Origin of the sequence: Kosakonia sp. H7A, assembly GCF_003028445.1 — a bacterium.
GTDB lineage: Bacteria > Pseudomonadota > Gammaproteobacteria > Enterobacterales > Enterobacteriaceae > Kosakonia > Kosakonia radicincitans.
In genome coordinates this window covers 117544-137656 of sequence record NZ_PYTZ01000007.1, presented here as the reverse complement: position 1 = coordinate 137656, position 20113 = coordinate 117544, and the positions used below count along the sequence as shown (strand labels likewise).

Annotated in this window: 20 protein-coding genes and 1 pseudogene; 12 read left to right on the top strand and 9 right to left on the bottom strand. The window is 54.2% G+C overall.

The genetic code is table 11. The features are described 5' to 3' along the window. Positions 1-14: 14 nt before the first annotated feature. The 3 genes from CWM66_RS20805 to CWM66_RS20795 are packed head-to-tail and all read left to right on the top strand — an operon-like array spanning position 15 to position 2224. Positions 15-413, top strand: coding sequence for a DUF350 domain-containing protein (locus CWM66_RS20805; protein ID WP_072440962.1), 399 nt, complete (start codon positions 15-17; stop codon positions 411-413). Between the two features lie 9 nt (positions 414-422). Continuing rightward, positions 423-1058 carry a DUF1190 domain-containing protein gene (locus CWM66_RS20800; protein WP_007372757.1) on the top strand — a complete coding sequence of 212 codons (636 nt, stop codon included), beginning with the start codon at positions 423-425 and terminating at the stop codon, positions 1056-1058. Positions 1059-1060: 2 nt separating this feature from the next. Further along, positions 1061-2224: a glutathionylspermidine synthase family protein gene (locus CWM66_RS20795; protein WP_107147185.1), complete on the top strand. Its 1164-nt coding sequence runs from the start codon at positions 1061-1063 to the stop codon at positions 2222-2224. Positions 2225-2259: 35 nt separating this feature from the next. Here CWM66_RS20795 and CWM66_RS20790 read toward each other — a convergent pair whose 3' ends face one another. Further along, positions 2260-3549: an MFS transporter gene (locus CWM66_RS20790; protein WP_035887107.1), complete on the bottom strand. Its 1290-nt coding sequence runs from the start codon at positions 3547-3549 to the stop codon at positions 2260-2262. A gap of 193 nt (positions 3550-3742) precedes the next feature. On the opposite strand from CWM66_RS20790, the gene CWM66_RS20785 reads away from it, so the two are divergent. Beyond that, a complete protein-coding gene (locus CWM66_RS20785) occupies positions 3743-5362 on the top strand; it encodes an isovaleryl-CoA dehydrogenase (protein WP_072440945.1) in 1620 nt (539 codons plus the stop codon). Here the strand turns inward: CWM66_RS20785 and CWM66_RS20780 are convergent. The 4 genes from CWM66_RS20780 to bsmA form a co-directional block, all read right to left on the bottom strand. Next, a complete protein-coding gene (locus CWM66_RS20780; protein WP_107147184.1) occupies positions 5359-7293 on the bottom strand; it encodes a methyl-accepting chemotaxis protein in 1935 nt (644 codons plus the stop codon). The genes CWM66_RS20785 and CWM66_RS20780 overlap by 4 nt on opposite strands. Before the next feature lie 481 nt (positions 7294-7774). Continuing rightward, positions 7775-9709 carry a methyl-accepting chemotaxis protein gene (locus CWM66_RS20775; RefSeq protein WP_107147183.1) on the bottom strand — a complete coding sequence of 645 codons (1935 nt, stop codon included), beginning with the start codon at positions 9707-9709 and terminating at the stop codon, positions 7775-7777. A gap of 168 nt (positions 9710-9877) precedes the next feature. Then, positions 9878-10165, bottom strand: coding sequence for a DUF1471 family protease activator YjfN (gene yjfN / locus CWM66_RS20770; protein WP_007372763.1), 288 nt, complete (start codon positions 10163-10165; stop codon positions 9878-9880). A 123-nt stretch (positions 10166-10288) separates the two neighbouring features. After that, positions 10289-10618: a biofilm peroxide resistance protein BsmA gene (bsmA, locus tag CWM66_RS20765; RefSeq protein ID WP_007372764.1), complete on the bottom strand. Its 330-nt coding sequence runs from the start codon at positions 10616-10618 to the stop codon at positions 10289-10291. Positions 10619-10805: 187 nt separating this feature from the next. Between bsmA and yjfP the strand changes: the two genes are divergently transcribed. Next, entirely contained in the window at positions 10806-11555 is a 750-nt protein-coding gene (gene yjfP / locus CWM66_RS20760; protein ID WP_007372765.1) for an esterase, read from the top strand. Here the strand turns inward: yjfP and CWM66_RS20755 are convergent. Together CWM66_RS20755 and yjfY are read right to left on the bottom strand one after the other, a co-directional pair. After that, positions 11546-11671 (bottom strand): annotated as a pseudogene (locus CWM66_RS20755) (MFS transporter); the annotation flags it as partial. The gene yjfP and the pseudogene CWM66_RS20755 sit on opposite strands and share 10 nt — an antisense overlap. A 254-nt stretch (positions 11672-11925) precedes the next feature. Next, positions 11926-12198, bottom strand: coding sequence for a DUF1471 family protein YjfY (gene yjfY, locus CWM66_RS20750; RefSeq protein ID WP_007372767.1), 273 nt, complete (start codon positions 12196-12198; stop codon positions 11926-11928). Positions 12199-12542: 344 nt separating this feature from the next. Here yjfY and rpsF point away from each other — a divergent pair, with 344 nt between their 5' ends. From rpsF to rplI, 4 genes are read left to right on the top strand one after another with little or no spacing between them, the layout of a single operon-like run. Beyond that, positions 12543-12938, top strand: a complete 396-nt coding sequence (gene rpsF / locus CWM66_RS20745; RefSeq protein WP_007372769.1) for a 30S ribosomal protein S6 — start codon at positions 12543-12545, stop codon at positions 12936-12938. A gap of 6 nt (positions 12939-12944) precedes the next feature. After that, complete coding sequence (priB, locus tag CWM66_RS20740) at positions 12945-13259, top strand: primosomal replication protein N (protein ID WP_035886983.1); 315 nt, start codon at positions 12945-12947, stop codon at positions 13257-13259. A gap of 4 nt (positions 13260-13263) precedes the next feature. Continuing rightward, on the top strand, positions 13264-13491 hold the full coding sequence (gene rpsR / locus CWM66_RS20735) for a 30S ribosomal protein S18 (protein WP_000135199.1): 228 nt from the start codon (positions 13264-13266) through the stop codon (positions 13489-13491). Between the two features lie 41 nt (positions 13492-13532). Further along, positions 13533-13982 carry a 50S ribosomal protein L9 gene (gene rplI, locus CWM66_RS20730; RefSeq protein WP_007372771.1) on the top strand — a complete coding sequence of 150 codons (450 nt, stop codon included), beginning with the start codon at positions 13533-13535 and terminating at the stop codon, positions 13980-13982. Positions 13983-14189: 207 nt separating this feature from the next. On the opposite strand, the gene CWM66_RS20725 is transcribed toward rplI, so the two are convergent. Continuing rightward, positions 14190-14843: a LysM-like peptidoglycan-binding domain-containing protein gene (locus CWM66_RS20725; RefSeq protein WP_007372772.1), complete on the bottom strand. Its 654-nt coding sequence runs from the start codon at positions 14841-14843 to the stop codon at positions 14190-14192. 263 nt (positions 14844-15106) lie between these two features. On the opposite strand from CWM66_RS20725, the gene fklB reads away from it, so the two are divergent. Together fklB and cycA are read left to right on the top strand one after the other, a co-directional pair. After that, on the top strand, positions 15107-15727 hold the full coding sequence (gene fklB / locus CWM66_RS20720; RefSeq protein WP_007372773.1) for an FKBP-type peptidyl-prolyl cis-trans isomerase: 621 nt from the start codon (positions 15107-15109) through the stop codon (positions 15725-15727). 296 nt (positions 15728-16023) lie between these two features. Then, the gene (cycA, locus tag CWM66_RS20715; RefSeq protein ID WP_035886987.1) at positions 16024-17436 is read left to right on the top strand and encodes a D-serine/D-alanine/glycine transporter; all 1413 of its coding nucleotides are present in this window, start codon (positions 16024-16026) and stop codon (positions 17434-17436) included. A gap of 64 nt (positions 17437-17500) precedes the next feature. Here cycA and ytfE read toward each other — a convergent pair whose 3' ends face one another. Next, on the bottom strand, positions 17501-18163 hold the full coding sequence (gene ytfE, locus CWM66_RS20710) for an iron-sulfur cluster repair protein YtfE (RefSeq protein WP_071920088.1): 663 nt from the start codon (positions 18161-18163) through the stop codon (positions 17501-17503). Positions 18164-18436: 273 nt separating this feature from the next. On the opposite strand from ytfE, the gene CWM66_RS20705 reads away from it, so the two are divergent. Beyond that, positions 18437-20092, top strand: coding sequence for a methyl-accepting chemotaxis protein (locus CWM66_RS20705; RefSeq protein WP_035886991.1), 1656 nt, complete (start codon positions 18437-18439; stop codon positions 20090-20092). Positions 20093-20113 lie beyond the last annotated feature (21 nt).

The following is a 20113-nucleotide window of genomic DNA, read 5'->3' as shown; positions in this document are numbered from 1 at the left end:
TTATGAATTTGGACTTGCATATTCTGGGTTCGCTGCTGGCGTTTTGCGCCTATTTTTTTATTGGCATGGCAATGGTGCTCTGCTTTCTTTTTATTTATACACGGATTACGCCACACGATGAGTGGCGATTAATTAAAGAGAATAATGTCGCGGCATCGTTAGCGTTCAGCGGTTCGCTGTTGGGCTATGTTATTCCGCTCTCCAGCGCAGCCATTAATTCAGTGAGTATCCCGGATTATTTAATCTGGGGCGTCATTGCGCTGGTGGTGCAATTACTTGTCTACGGCGGTGTACGTCTTTATATGCCAAAACTGAGCGACAAGATTATTCACGGCAATACAGCCGCCGGGTTATTTATGGGCGCGACCGCGCTGGCAGGCGGAATTTTTAACGCCGCCTGCATGACATGGTAATGGAACATCATGGCCAGAAAGAGAAACTACCGGCAGAAGAATGACATCCTGTCGCCCGCGCAGAGCCGCATCCAGCGCCCGATTTTTAGCGCGCCAAAAGAGCGTAAAAGCGGGCAATACCTGACGCTGGCAATTATGGGCGGCGCCGCCTTTTTTGTTTTAAAAGGCTGCAATGACCACAAAGATGACAACGATGGCGACGGCGTGTATTACACCTCGCAGCAGGATTGCGTTGACGACGGCAACAGCGCGCAGGTATGCAGCGATGCGTGGAATAACGCGCGCGCGAGTTTCGAGCAAGAGATCCCGCGTAATATGTCGCAGCCCTGGTGCGTGCAGCAATACGACAACTGCTATTACGACAATATTGGCCAGCGCTGGATGCCGGTGCTTAGCGGTTTTCTGTTGAGCAAAGCCGTGCGTAAAGACCGCGATGAGCAATACAGCTACAGCAGCGGCGGTTCCACTTACTCTTCCCGCCCGGTCTGGCGTAATCATCAGGGCGACTATAGCTGGCGCTCCGGTAGCGATACCAGCCACAGCAGCGTAAGCGCCCATTATGGCTACACCACCAAAAAGGCGACCACCTTTTCCCGCGGCGGGTTTGGGCGCTCTTCCAGCGCGCGCGGAAGCTGGGGAGGATAAGCATGCTGCGTCATGATGTTGCCGTTCGTCCGGGGCTTGAGCGGATCGCCCGCGACCACGGTTTTGACTTCCATATTATTGATAACGAAGTTTACTGGGATGAGAGCCGGGCCTACCGTTTTACGCTGCGGCAAATTGAAGAGCAGATCGAAAAGCCGACCGCCGAACTGCATCAAATGTGCCTTGAGGTGGTGGATCGCGCCGTGGCGGACGAGGCAATTCTCCGCCAGTTGGCGATCCCGCCGCTCTACTGGGAGGCAATTGCCACGAGCTGGCGCAACCGCGATCCTTCGCTTTACGGGCGCATGGATTTTGTCTGGTGCGGTAAGGAACCGGTCAAGCTGCTGGAATATAACGCCGATACGCCAACCTCGCTGTATGAGTCTGCGTACTTCCAGTGGTTATGGATGGAGGATGCGCGGCGTAACGGTACTATTGCGCGCGATGCCGATCAGTACAATGCCATTCAGGATAAGTTGATTGCCCGCTTCGGTGAAATCCAGAGCCGTCATCCGCTCTACTTTTGTTGCTGTAAAGAGACGGAAGAGGATCGCGGCACCGTGCTTTATCTGGAGGATTGCGCCCGCCAGGCCGGTCTTGATACGCGCTTTATTTACATCGACGATATTGGCCTCGGCCTTGGCGGCATGTTGACGGATCTGGACGATAACGTCATTCGCCAGGCGTTTAAGCTCTATCCGCTGGAATGGATGATGCGCGACGAGAATGGCCCGCTGCTGTGTAAACGCCGCGAGCAGTGGCTGGAACCTTTATGGAAAAGCATCCTCAGCAATAAAGGGCTGTTGCCGCTGCTGTGGCGTTATTTCCCTCATCATCCGAATCTCCTGCCCGCGTGGTTTGACGGTGAAAAACCACAAACTGCGGCGGGTGCCAGCTATGTGCGCAAACCGCTTTTTTCACGCGAAGGCGGCAATGTCACCATCTTCGACGGCGCACATAACGTTATTGACCATGAAGAGGGCGACTACGGCGAAGAGCCGATGATTTATCAGGCCTTTCAACCGCTGCCGCGCTTTGGCGACAGCTACACGCTGATTGGCAGCTGGCTGGTGGATGATGAAGCGGTCGGCATGGGTATCCGCGAAGACAGTACGCTGATCACCAAAGATACCTCGCGATTTGTGCCGCACTATATCGCCGGATAAACCAAAGCCCGGTAGCGCTACGCCACCGGGATGTTTCACTCTTCCAGCGAGCGCAAATGGTCGCTTTTGTTGAGCGTCATCAGCGCCACCATACTCACCACGGCGGTAGCCATCACGTAGTACGCCGGGATATCGACATTGCCAGTTTCTTTGATAAGGCCGGTGATAATTAACCCCGCGCAACCGGAAAAAAGCGCGTTCGATAGTGAATAGGCCAGACCCAGCCCGGTATAACGTACGCGCGTGGGGAACATCTCCGCCAGCATTGCCGGGCCCGGCCCGGCCAGCATGCCGACCAGACCTCCAGCAACCAGCACCACCAGCGCTTTTATCGCTAATGTGCTGGATTCCGCCTGCAAAATTTTTAGCAGCGGCAGCGCCAGAATTAACAACAACGCGGTGGCAAGCACCATCACGGCGCGTCGCCCGATGCGATCGCTCAGTATGCCGGACGGAATAATGGTTAACGCAAAGCCAATGTTGGAGATCACCGCAATCAGCAGCGCCTGGTTAAAACCGGTATGCAGCGCTGACTGTAAATACGCAGGCATGATCACCAGATAGGTGTAACCGGCAGCAGACCACACCATCACCCGGCCAATCCCCATGACAATGGCTTTCAGCGTATCGGTGAAGTGCGCCCGTTCGGCGACCGGTTGTTCTTGCTGTTGCACGAAGCTCGGCGTCTCTTCCATGCTGACCCGTAACCACAGCGCGACGACGCCCATTGGTAACGCGAGGAAAAAGGGGATGCGCCAGCCCCAGTCATGCAACGCGTCTGGCGTCAGCAGCGCGGAAAGCAGCGCTACAACGCCTGCGCCGGCCAGCAGACCTAATGCGACGGTAAAAGATTGCCATGCGCCATACAGCCCGCGTTTGCCGCGCGGCGCGAACTCTGTCATCAACGACACCGCGCCGCCGTACTCCCCACCGGCAAATAAACCCTGCAAAATTCGCAAACCGGTGATGATAAGCGGAGCGGCGAGGCCGATGCTGGCATACACCGGAACGAGACCGATCGCGGCAGTGGCGAACGTCATCATCACCAGTACGATAATTAGTGTCGGTTTGCGACCGATACGATCGCCGATACGCCCGAACACCATGGCACCCAGCGGGCGGAAGAAAAAGGCGATGGCAAACGAGGCGTAGGTGAGGATTAAGCTGGTCAGCCCCGTTTCCCCCGAGAGCTGAAAGAAATTTTTGGCGATGACGGTAGCGAGAAAACCGTAAACCGCGAATTCATACCACTCGATAAAGTTGCCAATCGAGCCTGCAATTAAAGCGCGCTTATGCGCATTGGGTGCAACGTGAGGTGCCGGCATCATTATTCTCTTCTGCAAGGTGAGAATAAATTATTCACCACGAATATCGATGGCGAAATATATTATTCTTATATTATGTGAACCGTTTCACGAATGAGCGTTGCGAGATCGCGGCCTTGTGAGCCTGTTCCCGTGCAGCATTGAGGTGTGCTGTCCATACTTACCTTCAGTGCCCATGAAGGAGGGAGACACCATGCACTGGCAGACTCATACGGTTTTCAACCAACCTGTTCCCCTGAATAACAGCAACTTATTCCTTTCCGACCGCGCGCTGTATGACGCCGTCATGCGCGAGGGCGCGGCGTGGGACGCCGAGTTCCTTGCCAGCATCGGGCAGCAGCTGGGAACGGCGGAATCACTGGAACTGGGGCGGCTGGCGAATGTTAATCCGCCGGAATTGTTACGTTATGACCCCGCAGGCCAGCGGCTCGACGATGTGCGTTTTCACCCAGCCTGGCATTTATTGATGCAGGGATTGTGCGCTAACCGGGTCCACAATCTGGCGTGGGAAGAAGACGCGCGCGTTGGCGCGTTTGTCGCTCGCGCCGCGCGTTTTATCCTGCATGCGCAGGTCGAATCCGGCACGCTGTGCCCCATCACCATGACGTTTGCTGCCACGCCGCTGTTGCAACAGGCGTTGCCGAAGCCTTTTCACGACTGGTTTAAACCGTTACTCAGCGATCGTTATGATCCGCATATGGCGCCCGGCAACCAGAAACGCGGCCTGCTGATCGGCATGGGGATGACGGAAAAACAGGGTGGTTCCGATGTGCTGAGCAATACCACCCGCGCGGAAAAAAGCGGCGATGTGTACCGGCTGGTGGGACACAAATGGTTCTTCTCCGTACCGCAGAGCGATGCACATCTGGTGCTGGCGCAGGCGCGTGGCGGGCTGTCCTGCTTCTTTGTGCCGCGCTTTTTGCCCGACGGGCAGCGCAACGGCGTACGGCTGGAGCGGCTGAAAGACAAGCTTGGCAACCGCTCAAATGCCAGCAGCGAAGCGGAATTTTGCGATGCCAGCGGCTGGTTGCTGGGGGAAGAGGGCGATGGTGTACGGCAAATTCTGAAGATGGGCGGCCTGACGCGTTTTGATTGCGCACTGGGCAGCCACGGTTTGATGCGGCGCGCTTTTTCGGTGGCGCTATACCATGCGCACCACCGGCAGGCTTTTGGCAAAAATCTGGTCGATCAACCATTGATGCGCGACGTTCTCAGCCGTATGGCGCTGCAACTGGAAGGGCAAACCGCGTTTCTGTTTCGTCTGGCGCGCGCCTGGGATCTCCGCGCTGACGCACAGGAGGCGTTATGGGCGCGGTTATTTACCCCGGCGGCGAAATTTGCCGTCTGCAAGGCGGGCATTCCTTTTGTCGCGGAAGCGATGGAGGTGCTCGGCGGGATTGGCTACTGCGAAGATAATGAGTTGCCGCGCCTGTATCGTGAAATGCCGGTGAACAGCATCTGGGAAGGCTCCGGCAATGTGATGTGCCTGGATGTGCTGCGCGTGTTGAGCAAGCAATCGGGCGTGATGGCGCTGTTGGCCGAAGAATTTGGCGCGGTGAAAGGCCAGGATCGCCATTTCGATCGCGCCTGGCGGCAGTTGCAGCCGCAACTGCATAAATCGAATGAAACGCAGGGAAGAGCCATTACCCAACAACTCTTTCTGTTGGGATGCGGAGCGCAAATGTTGCGCCACGCGTCGCCGCCGATAGCGCAAGCCTGGTGCCAGGTGATGCTCGATACCCGTGGTTCGTCGCCGCTGGCCAGCCAGATTCAGGACGACCTGCTGCTCCGCGCCACGGGTGGGGCAAATTAATCCACTTTCAGGCGGAACTGGCTCACCAGACGGGTCAGATTAGCGCCTTTTTCCCGCAGCGCCTGGGCGGTTTCTTCGCTATGCGACACCCGCCCGGCGTTGATATTGGTGGCATCGCCGATGTGTGTCATCGCCAGGTTGACCTGATTGATCCCCGCCGACTGCTCGCGGGAAGCGTGGTTGATTTCACCGACCAACTGGTTGATATGATTCATGTGGTGGATGATCGATTGCATTGCCACTTGCGTCGCTTCTGACTGAGCATGGCCTTCTCCCACTTTCTTCTGCGTGTCGCCAACCAGCACTTCGATCTCCTTCACCGCGTTAGCGCAGCGTGACGCCAGCGCACGAACTTCCTGTGCGACCACTGCAAAACCTTTCCCGTTTTCGCCTGCGCGGGCGGCTTCCACCGCGGCGTTCAGCGCCAGAATATTGGTCTGGAAAGCAATGGATTCAATAACATGGGTGATATCGGCAATCCGCTGTGAAGCCGTGCGAATATCTTCCATCGTCGTGACAGAAAGGGCGACGGTCTCGCCGCCTTTTTGCACCACGTCGGTGGTGTCATTCACCAGGCTTTGCGTCTGTTCCATGTTGGCTGCGTTTTGCTGCACGGTGGCGGCCAGCTGCTCCATGCTGGCCGACGTCTCTTCCACGCTGCTGGCCTGCTTGTTGATCTGCTCGCTGATCTCACTGCTATCGGAGGCCAGCGCATTGGTGCCAAGGTTAATCTCCGCTGCGGATTCGCGCACCTGCAACACAATGGTGTGCAGGCCATCGCCAATGCCGTTAATGGCGGCGATCAACTGTCCGACTTCATCCTGACGATCAACGGTAAGTGTGGCGCGCAGATCCCCGGCGGCATAGCGTTGAGCCAGATCGATCACCTGGCGCAGCGGGCGGGTGAGCCAGCGGCGAATAATCACCACGAACATGGCGGCAAACAGCAGGGAGATTACAACGCCTGCCAGCAGGAACAGGTTGCGCATGAAGGTGACATCCTGCAACAGGAGGTCTTTGTCCACTTCACCGACCACGGCCCAGTTCCAGCCGGGGAGCGTGGTGTAAGACATCAGCAGCGTGCGACCATCTTCACTTTCGCGTTCCAGCGTGCCTTCGCTGTTTTTCAGCAGCGTTTGCAGATCGTTTTCATCCCACTGCGGGCGCTTGCCTTCCTCAGTGTCATGGAACAGATAGCTACCATAATCATCACCCTCATTACGATCGAGTACGAAAATGTGGCCGTTATCGCCCAGCTTGTGATCGAGGATTTTGCTGCGCATTACGTCCCAGGAACGGGAGATATCGACGCCGACAAACAGGATGGCGATGACATTACCGCTGGCATCCTTCACCGGTTGATACTGAGTGATATAGCGTTTGCCAAACAGCAACGCCTGGCCGCGGTAAACCTCGCCTTTCATGATTGAGGTGAAAGCCGGGCTGGTTTTTTCCAGGCGGGTACCAATTGCGCGCTCGCCATCCTCTTTACGCAGCGAGGTGGCCACGCGGACGAAATCACTGTCGCTACGCACGAATATCGTGGCGATCGCGCCGGTACGCTGCAGAAAATCATCTGCGATAGCGTTGTTGTTGTGCAGCTCGATGTCGCCGCCTTTGAACAGTGGGACATCAATGCCGCTAATTTCGCGGCGCTGTTGCGGATCGACTGCCAGCGGCTGTGGCAGGAAGCTGCTGAACAAACGCGTGTAGCTTTCCACTTCTTCGCTAATACTGCTGTTGAACATTTCGACCATACTCACCACGCCGGTGGTCTGGTTACGCAGATCTTCCATGGCCAGCGTTTCCTGTAACTGGCTGGCTTTATTGCTCATCAAAAAAGTAAATAAAAGGAAAAGCGCAGCAACGCTTATGCCAGTCAGGAGCGACAATTTGGCACCGAGGCCAGTGCGAATAAAAAGGGGTCTCATAGGATGTCCATATATTTTGCGGGTATGCCATTACCGCCGAACAATAGGAGATGCAAATTTGATTGTCAAAATAGCGAAAATTCATTAATGGCTGTTCGCCATAAAATATAATTATTGTGTATGTATTCATGCCCAGAAAAGCGGGTTAGCATTCCGGAAAGAAATGTATGGCTCTGAAATGCGGTGATTTTAATAATATTTCATGAGAATGAGGTGAGTATTTTCTGCATGCTAAATATATTTATCTCTATCGGTTTTCTTCTTTCCTCATTTCACTGGTCATGATTATTTTAAGGCAATGACTTTTCTGGCTGTTTTTTAACTATAAATTCTCTGTGAAAATAACAGTGACTTTTTACCGACGGGCGCTAAAGACAGTGGAATCCAGGTAAATCCTTATAAATTGATGGCCCGCAGCACAGAAAGAGCAGATAAACAGATGAAGTCTGACCTGTGACTCTCTGTGCCGCGGGCAGGGATGTTAATCCATTCTCAAGCGGAACAGGCTGACCAGTTCCGTCAGATGCGCCCCTTTTTCCCGCAATGTGCGGGCGGTTTCTTCGCTTTGCGATACGCGTCCGGCGTTGATATGCGTGGCATCGCCAATGTGCGTCATTGCCAGATTGACCTGGCTGATCCCTGCCGACTGCTCACGGGATGAATGGTTAATCTCATGAACTAAGTTATTGATACCGCTCATATGGCTGATAATCGATTGCATCGCCACTCGCGTCGCTTCCGACTGGGCGTGGCCTTCGCCTACTTTCTTCAGCGTGTCGCCAATCAACGCCTCGATCTCCTTCACCGCGTTGGCGCTGCGTGCGGCCAGCGCGCGGACTTCCTGGGCTACCACCGCAAAACCTTTACCGTGTTCACCTGCGCGGGCAGCTTCCACTGCGGCGTTCAGCGCCAGAATGTTGGTCTGGAAGGCAATGGATTCAATAACATGGGTGATATCAGCGATACGCTGCGAGGCTTCACGAATATCTTCCATGGTTGCCACCGAGTGATCCACGGTTTCGCCGCCTTTTTGCACGGCATCGGTGGTGTCATTCACCAGGCTTTGCGTCTGTTCCATATTGGCGGCATTTTGCTGCACGGTGGCGGCCAGCTGCTCCATGCTGGCGGACGTCTCTTCCACGCTGCTGGCCTGCTTGTTGATCTGTTCGCTGATTTCGCTGCTGTCGGAAGCCAGCGCATTGGTGCCGAGGTTGATCTCTGCTGCGGATTCGCGCACCTGCAATACAATGGTGTGCAGGCCATCACCAATGCCGTTAATGGCGGCGATCAACTGTCCGACTTCATCCTGACGATCAACGGTAAGTGTGGCGCGCAGATCCCCGGCGGCATAGCGTTGAGCCAGATCGATCACCTGGCGCAGCGGGCGGGTGAGCCAGCGGCGAATAATCACCACGAACATGGCGGCAAACAGCAGGGAAACCACCACGCCAGCCAGCAGGAACAGGTTGCGCATGCGGTTGACGTCCTGCAACAGCACCTCTTTGTCCACTTCACCGACCACGCTCCAGTTCCAGCCGGGTAATGTGGTGTAAGACATCAACATTGTGCGGCCATCGGCATTGGTGCGGGCCAGCGTACCGCTGCTGGTTTTGAGCAGTGTTTGCAGATCATTTTCATCCCACTGCGGGCGTTTGCCTTCCTCGGAATCATGGAACAGGTAGCTGCCGTAGTTCTTGCCTGCATTACGATCGATCACAAAGAAATGGCCGCTTTCCCCCAGCTTACGGCCGAGGATCTTGCTGCGCATGATCTGCCACGAGCGGGAGATATCGATGCCGACAAACAGGATGGCGATGGTATTGCCGCTGGCGTCTTTCACCGGTTGATACTGAGTGATGTAGCGTTTGCCAAACAGCAGCGCCAGGCCGCGATAAACCTCGCCTTTCATTACCGGGGCGAAAGCCGGGCTGGCATTGTCCAGCCGGGTGCCAATCGCGCGATCGCCATTTTCTTTGCGCAGCGAGGTGGCCACGCGGACGAAGTCATCGCCGCTGCGTACAAACAGCGTGGCGATCGCGCCGGTGCGGTTCAGAAAATCATCGGGAATGGCATTGTTGTTATGCAGCTCGGTGTCGCCGCCTTTGAATAGCGGAACATCAATGCCATTAATTTCGCGGCGCTGTTGCGGATCGACCGCCAGCGGTTGCGGCAGGAAACTGCTGAACAAGCGCGTGTAGCTTTCCACCTCTTCGCTGAGACTACTGTTGAACATTTCAACCATATCCACCACGCCGGTGGATTGATTGTGCAGGTCTTCCATGGCCAGCGTTTCCAGTTGTTGGCTGGCTTTATTGCTCATCAGAAAAGTAAACAGGAGGAATAGCGTTGCAACGCTTGCGCCAGTCATAAGTGACAATTTGGCACCGAGGCCAGTGCGGGATAAAAAGGCGCGCATAATTTGTCCGTTGTTCTGTGTATGAAGCACCTTCAACGGCACAAATCGAATAACATTTAGTGTGTCAGTGTAACAAAGTGTTACATCGAGATATCTTTACATTAACATAGTCTTAATGATTGCAGGGAAATAAAAAAGCCACCAAATCAGGTGGCTTTGTTTAGCGGCTCAGGCATACAAGATGGCCTGTACCCGCCAGTTATCAACTCGTTGATCTTCCTGCATTCGTACAATGCGATACCAGGAAGCTCCCTGTTCGTCTGCTTTTAACGCGATAACACGCTCCACATCCTGTAGGCTCCCTGAGACATTATTGACGGAAATCAGACCGATTTCGTTCAGTCCCGTCACGCAGTCAGCGCTGGCGAACTCTGCGGGCTGCGCTGTTGTATTAAGCATTCCTGTAGAAAGCAACAGTGAGTTTACGGCAAGAGATCGTTTCATTGTCAGCTCCATTTTACGTTACCCCGAAATAGTGCAGGGCTTCCTTTCGCGCAACGGATTCCATTAATCCAATTGTGCACAGGAGAACATCAATGGACGCAAAGCAGTGTAAATATCCTGAAAATCAATGCCTCGCTATCGCCGATATAACAACGCGCGTCCGACCCAACGGGCCGGAATAATGGAATCATCCATCATAATAATCACGTAATAATCGGCTTTTGCGGCGGCTGCTTTGGCCTTAATCGCGGCTTCCACGTCCATGGGAGAACCCAGTACCGTTACGCTTACCTCGCCTGTTTTTTGTAGACCGTGCGTTTGGTTGCGGCTGATCTCCTGCGGATGATCGCTCACCGGCGGGGCAGGCTGCGGTGTACCCTCTAACACAGAACAGCCGCTAAGCAAGGCGGCAAACAGAACCGATAGCAAGATGCGCATGGGTTTCTCATCTCTCCTGATAGCCATAGTGTAGTTCCTGACGTGATCCAATTTGGGGGAATGTTCCCAAATTGTTATCGTGAGCACTAATTTCGAATGAAAGTGGTTTGAAAGCGTAACCTATATCTCAACCTTGCCTGATGCTATTGCGAATTCTGACTTGCGTCGAGGGGTTGCCGATGGCATACCAGCACAAGAAATCAAGGAGCGTGTGATGATCGAACTGCAAACAGAACACTTTGCCGGAGTGGAAGCACTGCATGCTTTTCCGGCGGGAAAACGTGCCGAACCCCTGCCCAGCGTGGTGTTTTATCATGGTTTTACCTCGTCAAAACTGGTCTACAGCTATTTTGCCGTCGCGCTGGCACAAGCGGGTTTCCGCGTGGTCATGCCCGATGCGCCGGATCATGGCGCACGTTTTAGCGGTGATGTGCAGCGGCGCTTGCGCCTGTTCTGGCAAATTTTACAGGGCAATATTGAAGAGTTCTCCGCGTTACGTGACGCGCTGGAGAGCCAGTCGCTTATTGATAATCAGCGGCTGGCGGTCGGTGGCGCGTCAATGGGCGGGATGACGGCACTGGGGATTATGACCGCGCATCCGGAAGTGCGCTGCGTGGCCAGCCTGATGGGTTCCGGCTATTTCTCTTCGCTGGCGCATACGCTTTTCCCGCCGCTGGAAGTGACCACCTCAGAGCAACAGCGCGAGTTTGAAACCATTCTGGCACCGTTGGCACAGTGGGAAGTCAGCCATCAACTGGCGCGTATTGCCGATCGTCCGCTGCTACTGTGGCACGGAGAGCAGGATGATGTGGTGCCCGCAGCAGAATCTTTCCGTTTACAGCAGGCGTTGCAGGATGCGGGGCTGGATGCACATCTTACTTATCAGTGGGAAACGGGCGTGACGCATCGCATCACGCCGCTGGCGCTGGAAGCCACAACGGATTTTTTCCGCAGTCATCTCTGAAGGCGCATACCGCACAGCGCCACCACGCAAACAATGGCGCCGGCCCAGAATGTGGAAGCCGCGCCGTGGGGTTGCCATAAGATCCCGGCGCCAGGGCTCGCCAGCAGCAGCGCGATCCAGAATACGGTCTGGAAATCATCGTTCCACAGCAGCATACTGACGCCGCCCAGAACCCAAACGCCTTTGGGTATACGGATAAGTATCGAAAAGTGTGTGAATATGGCTTCCCCGCGCCCTTTCCATAACGCTGGCAAACCCTGATTAAACCTGCCGGTGGGGTATTTGGTAAGATCCGAAAGAAAATTATTCTCACTTCTGAGCGCGGCCCCAATCCGGGGCCGCAGCGCAAGGGAAACTTAGCCTGATTCGGTTAGCGGTAGATATCCGCGCTGGCGTGCAGAGCGCCGTTGCTGCCTGGCTCGTGTGTCAGGATTGGGTGAAAGTACGTGGCGTTTTGTGCGTCGGTTGCGGCATTCAAAGCCTGGTCGGCTTCTTGTTCGCTGGCGAAGTTATGATTGATGTAGATAACGCCTAAGCTGTGCACATCATCCATGTTCCGGGCTTGCCGGTTATCGAGTTTTATTGCTGCCGTTGCATTGAGGCTGAGCAATAAGGTTGTTAGTAAAATTGCGATGTATTTCATGATGTTACTCTCCGATATAACGCCGAATATTATGTTTTGAACATCTCTCCTCCTTTGTTTTGAGGCCTGATTAAAGTTTACGCGTTTGTTATAAAACGTATCGCGACCATTTCTGATGCTGTCGTTCAAAAAATTGCCGGAATGCGTTTTGTTTAATTTTAATGCGTGCAGGGGAGTTCTCTTTGCGCTTAGTGCGAATTATTTGTGCAATTCACCTTGAGTTTGCCCGGTGGGATCAGTATTATGACGCGTCAATTTTTCAGCCGACCTTTAACACGTTCCTTGCCTCCCCGGGCCACGGCTGACCCAGACAGGAGGCTGAATAATCCGTAAGGAGCAATTCGATGCGTCATTACGAAATCGTTTTTATGGTCCATCCTGACCAGAGCGAACAGGTTCCGGGCATGATCGAGCGTTACACTGGTGCTATCACCGGTGCGCAAGGCACGATCCACCGTCTGGAAGACTGGGGCCGCCGTCAGCTGGCTTACCCGATCAACAAACTGCACAAAGCTCACTACGTTCTGCTGAACGTTGAAGCGCCGCAGGAAGTGATCGATGAGTTGGAAACAAGCTTCCGCTTCAACGACGCCGTTATCCGTAGCATGGTAATGCGTACTAAACACGCGGTTACCGAAGCATCTCCGATGGTTAAAGCGAAAGACGAGCGCCGTGAGCGTCGCGATGATTTCGCAAACGAAACCGCAGATGATGCAGATGCTGGGGATTCTGAAGAGTAATTTCTGATGGCCAATCGACTGGTGTTGTCCGGCACCGTGTGCAGGACCCCGCTTCGTAAGGTCAGCCCGTCAGGAATTCCTCACTGCCAGTTCGTGCTTGAGCACCGTTCTGTGCAGGAGGAAGCCGGTTTTCACCGGCAGGCGTGGTGCCAAATGCCTGTAATAATCAGCGGGCAGGAGAACCAGGCCATTACTCAAAGTATAACGGTCGGTAGCGCAGTAACTGTTCAGGGATTCATCAGTTGCCACAAGGCAAAGAATGGCCTGACAAAAATGGTTCTGCATGCCGAGCAGATTGAATTGATAGATTCTGGAGACTAGCCATATGGCACGTTATTTCCGTCGTCGCAAGTTCTGCCGTTTCACCGCGGAAGGCGTTCAAGAGATCGACTATAAAGACATCGCTACGCTGAAAAACTACATCACCGAAAGCGGTAAGATTGTCCCGAGCCGTATCACCGGTACCCGTGCAAAATATCAGCGTCAGCTGGCACGCGCTATCAAACGCGCTCGCTACCTGTCCCTGCTGCCGTACACTGATCGTCATCAGTAATCGGTCACGGTCCATTAATACGACTTTGAGAGGATAAGGTAATGCAAGTTATTCTGCTTGATAAAGTAGCAAACCTGGGTAGCCTGGGTGATCAGGTTAACGTTAAAGCGGGTTACGCTCGTAACTTCCTGGTACCGCAGGGCAAAGCTGTTCCGGCTACCAAGAAAAACGTTGAATATTTCGAAGCACGTCGCGCTGAACTGGAAGCCAAACTGGCTGACGTTCTGGCAGCTGCTAACGCTCGCGCTGAAGAAATCAACGCACTGGGCACCGTTACCATCGCGTCTAAAGCAGGCGACGAAGGTAAACTGTTCGGTTCCATCGGTACTCGCGATATCGCTGACGCAGTGACTGCGGCTGGCGTTAAAGTGGCTAAGAGCGAAGTTCGTCTGCCGAACGGCGTTCTGCGTACCACTGGTGAGCACGAAGTGGACTTCCAGGTTCACAGCGAAGTATTCGCTAAGCTGATTGTAAACGTTGTTGCTGAGTAATTTTTACTCATAACGATGCCCTTAAGTCGTTCGGGCTTGCAGAAAGGCGGCAAGTGAGTGAATCCCCTCGGGGGTAAGCGAATGTAGCCAACGCATCTGTAACGCGAAATACGACGGGGAATGAGACGCCGGCCTTGTGCCGGCGTTTTGCTTTTTGGCGCTACCAGAACGAAATATGCCGGATAAACGCTTATCCGGCTTTATCGGTTAACGTGCGCGAATAAAGCTGCCGTCCGGCTGTCGGGTAAACAGCACCTGCTGGCCGCTGGTCTCAATGGTTAATCCGGTTACTACGCCGTTAGCATTCTGGCGAATCTTCACCATCTGGCCGTTTTTCAGGCTGCTCAGCGGTTTCCCGTCACCTTCCACTTTCGCCATCGCGTAAACATCGGTGGGCGGCAGATTATGATCGCGGAACAGTTGCGCCAGCGTTTTCCCTTCTTCCACACGATAAGATCGCCACTGTTGTTCAATACCGCCGGAAGAGGGAACTGTCGGACGGCTTTGCGCCACCGGGGCCTCTTGCTGCTGCACCGGCTGTTGCTCTGGTTGCTGCTGTTCGAGCGACTCTTCAGCGCCTGGAGCGACCTGTTGCGTATCGTTCACCACCGCTGGTGGCGTTTGCGCAGGGGAGGCAGGCTGAGCGGCAGTGGAGGAAGGTAACTGAATTTGCGCTTCGCGTGAGGTGGGAACCGGCCTCGTATCGTCCGTTGACGGTAGCAGGAAGCCGATAACCACCAGCAACGCGGCCAGGATCAAACCGCGACGGTGAAATGGCGGGAGCGGGTCCATAAGGCGAAAATGGTCCGGGGCTTGCCAGATTTTCACCAGGGTAGGTTTCAGTTCAAATCGCCCGGGCATGGCTTTCCTCCTGCTCCGCGTCATTTAAAGTCCTGTCTCGTTGAGTATATACACTTTATCCTTCCGGGGCGGCGTCCATCGGTTTTAACTCTCTGATCGTCAGCACAAAGTCGGATTTTGCTACAGCAATATTAGATTTATCTTACGGACTCTATTCTTTCCCTTTCCCTGCGATTTGTCATCTTTCCTGCGACAAAGTTGTACCCGGCGCAGCCCGGCTGTTATGCTGCGCGCTACCTTAAAAAGCGATGGAAGGAAAACCCATGACAACCCCAACTTTTGACACGATCGAAGCGCAAGCCAGCTATGGCATCGGTTTACAGGTCGGACAGCAGCTTAGCGAATCCGGGTTAGAGGGGCTGTTACCGGAAGCGCTGGTCGCGGGCATCGCGGACGCGCTGGCAGGCAAACAACCTGCTGTACCGGTTGACGTTGTACATCGCGCCCTGCGTGAAATCCACGAACGTGCCGACGCAGTGCGTCGCTCCCGTTTTGAAGAGATGGCGGCGGAAGGCGTGAAATATCTGGAAGAGAACCGCGAGCGTGAAGGCGTGAACAGCACCGAATCCGGTTTGCAGTTCCGCGTCATCACTCAGGGCGAAGGCGCAATCCCGGCGCGCACCGACCGTGTTCGCGTGCACTACACCGGTAAACTGATTGACGGTAGCGTATTCGATAGCTCCGTCGCGCGCGGCGAACCGGCTGAATTCCCGGTTAATGGCGTTATCGCTGGCTGGATCGAAGCCCTGACGCTGATGCCGGTCGGCTCCAAATGGGAACTGACTATCCCGCACAACCTCGCTTATGGCGAGCGTGGCGCTGGCGCATCTATCCCGCCATTCAGCACACTGGTATTTGAGGTGGAACTGCTGGAAATTCTGTAATTCCCCGCATAAATCCCTCTCTCTTTTTGGAGGGAGGGGTGAGAAGAGTGCGTCGATCGTTCGTTAATAAGATCAATATCGATATATTATCTTGCAAACTATGCATTCAGGTGTATTTTTGTGAGGCGTTTCGCATTAACTAAGTGATATGACACTCACTTTCAACAAATATTTAACATTCGATTTAATTCAGAGTATCCATCCCGCCGATTCTTACCTAATATCGATGCGTCCATAAAGGACGGAACACGCAATAAAAGGCCAGAAGAGCCCAACAACACAGACAGGATTAAAACATGGTAGATCAGGTTAAAGTCGCAGCCGACGAACAGGCTCCGGCTGAACAGTCGCTACGGCGAAATCTCACAAACCGGCATATACAGCTTATTGCGATCGGCGGCGCTATCGGCACCGGGCTGTTTATGGGCTCCGGCAAAACCATCAGCCTCGCAGGTCCGTCGATCATTTTTGTTTATATGATCATCGGCTTTATGCTGTTTTTCGTGATGCGCGCAATGGGTGAGTTGCTGCTGTCGAACCTCGAATATAAATCATTTAGCGACTTCGCCGCCGATCTGCTGGGACCGTGGGCGGGGTACTTTACCGGCTGGACCTACTGGTTCTGCTGGGTGGTGACCGGGATGGCGGACGTAGTAGCGATCACTGCCTACGCGCAATTCTGGTTTCCGGGCATTGCCGACTGGGTCGCTGCGCTGGCGGTAGTATTGCTGCTGCTGAGCCTCAATCTCGCGACGGTAAAAATGTTCGGCGAGATGGAATTCTGGTTTGCGATGATCAAAATCGTTGCCATTGTTGCGCTGATTATTGTGGGCGTGGTGATGGTGCTGATGCACTTCAAATCGCCGACGGGCGTTGAAGCCTCGTTCGCGCACCTGTGGAATGACGGCGGCTGGTTCCCGAAAGGCATCAGCGGTTTCTTCGCCGGTTTCCAGATTGCAGTCTTCGCCTTTGTAGGGATCGAACTGGTTGGCACAACGGCGGCAGAAACAAAAGATCCGGAGAAATCCCTGCCGCGGGCGATTAACTCCATTCCGCTGCGCATTATCATGTTCTATGTCTTTGCGCTGATCGTCATTATGTCGGTAACGCCGTGGAGCTCGGTCGTCCCGGATAAAAGCCCGTTTGTGGAACTGTTTATGCTGGTCGGTATTCCGGCGGCTGCGAGCATCATCAACTTTGTAGTGCTGACTTCTGCCGCGTCGTCGGCGAACAGTGGTGTCTTCTCAACCAGCCGTATGCTGTTTGGTCTTGCGCAAGAGAAGATGGCGCCAAAGGCGTTCGCGACACTCTCTAAACGCGCGGTGCCGGCAAAAGGGCTGACCTTCTCCTGTATCTGCCTGCTGGGCGGCGTGGTGATGCTCTACGTGAACCCGAGCGCGATTGCCGCGTTCACCATGATCACTACCGTATCGGCCATTCTGTTTATGTTTGTCTGGACGATCATTCTCTGCTCGTACCTGGTTTACCGTAAACAGCGTCCGCATCTGCACGAAAAATCGAGCTACAAAATGCCGCTGGGCAAATTGATGTGCTGGGTGTGCATGGCCTTCTTTGCTTTCGTACTGGTGCTGCTGACGCTGGAAGCGGATACCCGTGAAGCGCTGATCGTCACGCCGCTGTGGTTTATTGTGCTGGGCGCGGGCTGGCTCTATGCCGGTAAAAAACGTCTGGCTGACCGTCAGCCATAAAAAAAGAGCCGCAAAGCGGCTCTAAACTTCCATGAATCAAGGGCGCTCTTTTGGGCGCCTTTTATTATTCGCCTGCGAGGGCACGCGGAAACAGGTTATTGTTTTCCAGACTGATGTGTTCCATCAGATCGTCAATTAACAGATTGATGCCGTTATACATGGCTTTCCAGGTGGTACAGGCTTCCGGCGGCGGCGTGACGTTGTTGGTGATGTGCTTAATCACTTCCAGCAATTCACCGGCTTCATCGTGTTCACTCTCCATCACCGTGATCGGCCCCATGGCCTGCGAACCCATGCCCTGCTTGATCATCGGGAACAGGATCTGCTCCTCTTTCATCATATGGCTGGAAAGCTCCTGGTGCAGCATCGTCAAATATTTGGTTAACCCGCGCGGGACATTCGGTTTATCAGCATGCACGCGCTCTACTTTGGTGGCCTGCAAAATCAGCTCCGGCAGTTGTTCACGGTGGCGATTATGGTAACGCACGATAATGTGGTCGATGATTTCCGAAAGTGTGGCAACGCGCCAGTCTTTCTCGATGGGCTGTTCGGCCAGTTTTGCCAGTTCGGCTTCAATCACATCAATATCCAGCTCTTTGCGCGCCGCAGAGCGGCCGAGCGTCTGCTTACCGCCGCAGCAGTAGTCCATATCATATTGACGGAACAGTGCGGAGGCGCGGGGGATTGAGAGCGCCAGCTCACCCAGGGGTTGGTCGCGGAAAGCCATAGCAGTTACCTCATCGTGAAATTATAAGGTGTATTTTAAATGCATCTTTAAGCTGATGATATACCCCTTTCGGGGTGGGGACAAATCGGCTTATGCCTTTATTGCGCGAAAAACAGTGATATCCGTCACAAAAAATCTTTCGTGTTTAACATGTTGAATGCAGGTAATTTTATTGAAAAATTTTAGATAGAGTTTTGTACCGAGATTAAACAACTACGTAACGCTGCCGATACAGAGACTCAGACCATTCCCTGTATCAAATAAAGGCCTACGATGTTCAAGCGTATTAAAGTTATTACCTTATTAATTATGGTGTTGCTCGTACTGGGTGCGATGCAGATTATCTCTGCCGGCGTGTTTGTCAGCGCGCTGAATAATGACAAAAACAACTTTAACGTTTCTCAGGTTTCCAGCCAGAACGTTTCTGAATTCACTGATGCCTGGATCAGCCTCAACCAGGCGCGCGTCACGTTAAACCGCGGCATGCTGCGTTTACAGAGCAGTACCGCCAGCCAGATCAATGGCGGGCAACTGAGCGAACTGGCCAACACCGCGACCGACTTGCTGAATCAGGCACAAAAGCATTTTGAAAAATACAAAGCGATGCCGGACACGCCGGGGCTGGATGAAAATCTCTCCAGCGACCTGGAAAAACAGTACGGCATTTACCATGCGACGCTGACGGAAATGAATCGCCTTCTGTTGGCGGGTAAGCTGGAAGATATGTTCCGCCAGAACGCTGAAGCGAAACAGGTTGCTATGCAGAAAAGCTACCGCGCATGGCGTGATGCTCAGGCTGTACTGGCGAACCAGGGCGTGATCGAAAACGAGAGCGATTACCAGCGCATCCTGTGGATTCTGGGCGTCGTCATGGTCGTTGTTCTGGCGGTGATCATCATCAGCTGGATGGCGATGCAGCGTGTACTGCTGAAACCACTGCATGAAGTGATGGGACATATCCGCCACATTGCGGCAGGTGATTTGACGCACGCGATCGATGCCGAAGGCAAAAACGAGATGGCGTTGCTGGCGCAAAACGTGCACGAGATGCAGCAGTCGCTGGTGAAAACCGTCAGCGTGGTTCGCGATGGCGCCGATACCATTTATACCGGCGCGGGCGAAATCTCTGCCGGTAGCAACGATCTCTCTTCCCGTACCGAGCAGCAAGCCGCTTCGCTGGAAGAGACTGCGGCCAGTATGGAGCAACTGACGGCAACGGTGAAACAGAACGCCGACAACGCCCGTCAGGCGACACAACTGGCGTTGAACGCCTCAAGTACGGCGAAAAAAGGTGGCCAGGTTGTGGATGGTGTGGTGCGTACGATGGATGAAATTGCCACCAGCTCCAGCAAAATCGCGCAAATCACCAACGTGATCGACGGCATCGCCTTCCAGACCAATATCCTGGCGCTGAACGCGGCGGTTGAAGCCGCCCGTGCCGGTGAGCAAGGCCGCGGTTTCGCCGTCGTTGCTGGTGAAGTTCGTACGCTGGCACAGCGCAGCGCGCAGGCGGCGAAAGAGATCAAAGGGCTGATCGAAGATTCCGGCAGCCGCGTCGATGCAGGCGCTGCGCTGGTACATGAAGCCGGAGAAACGATGAAAGAGATCGTCAGCGCGGTTACCCGCGTGACGGATATCATGGGTGAAATCTCATCGGCTTCGGATGAGCAGAGCCGCGGTATTGACCAGGTGGGTCAGGCCGTTGCTGAGATGGATCGCGTTACTCAGCAGAACGCCTCGCTGGTGGAAGAGTCTGCCGCCGCTGCCGCCGCGCTGGAAGAGCAGGCTGCACGCCTGACGGAAACAGTAGCGGTATTTAAAGTCAACCGCAGCCGCAGCGTACGCACGCCTGCGCTGGTAAAACCGGGCAGCAAACCGCAGGCGAAAGCCGCAGAGAGCTTTAGCGAAGCGAACTGGGAAACCTTCTAAATCCTCGCTTCAGACTGACCA